The following is a 465-nucleotide window of genomic DNA, read 5'->3' as shown; positions in this document are numbered from 1 at the left end:
CCTGGAACCATTACGACAATCCGGTGTGGTTGCCATCCTGCCAAAACCTTTTGATCACGCGAACCTGCAAAGAGCTATACGTACAACACTACAGCACATTGATCCAACTGAAATCGAATTGCAGAATTATGAAGTCGATCAACTGGAAGTGTTACTGGTTGATGACAGTCTGGTCTCACGAAATCACCTTTGTCGGGTTTTTCAAAGCATGGGAATTAATCAGATTCATCAGGCTGAAAATGGTATTGAAGCCATTGAAATTCTTAAACAGCAAAGCTTTGATTTGGTCGTGACCGATTTGAATATGCCAAAAATGGATGGTCAGGCTCTGGTGGAACACATTCGCAGCGAAATGGGCAATACATTTGTACCGATCTTAGTAGTGACCAGTGAACAAAATCAGACCCGACTGGGTCAGGTTGAACAAGCAGGGGTTTCAGCGATTCTTGATAAGCCTTTTGAACC

At 43.4% G+C, this 465-nt stretch carries 1 protein-coding gene; it reads left to right on the top strand.

From position 1 onward, the window contains the following. The coding region (locus B3O33_RS08945) for a response regulator (protein ID WP_292363461.1) at nucleotides 1–465 on the top strand (465 nt) is incomplete at both ends.

Origin of the sequence: Methylophaga sp. UBA1464, assembly GCF_002325665.1 — a bacterium.
Taxonomy (GTDB): Bacteria; Pseudomonadota; Gammaproteobacteria; order Nitrosococcales; family Methylophagaceae; genus Methylophaga.
The sequence above is the reverse complement of the archived record's forward strand: the minus strand, read 5'-3'. Positions and strand labels throughout refer to the sequence as shown.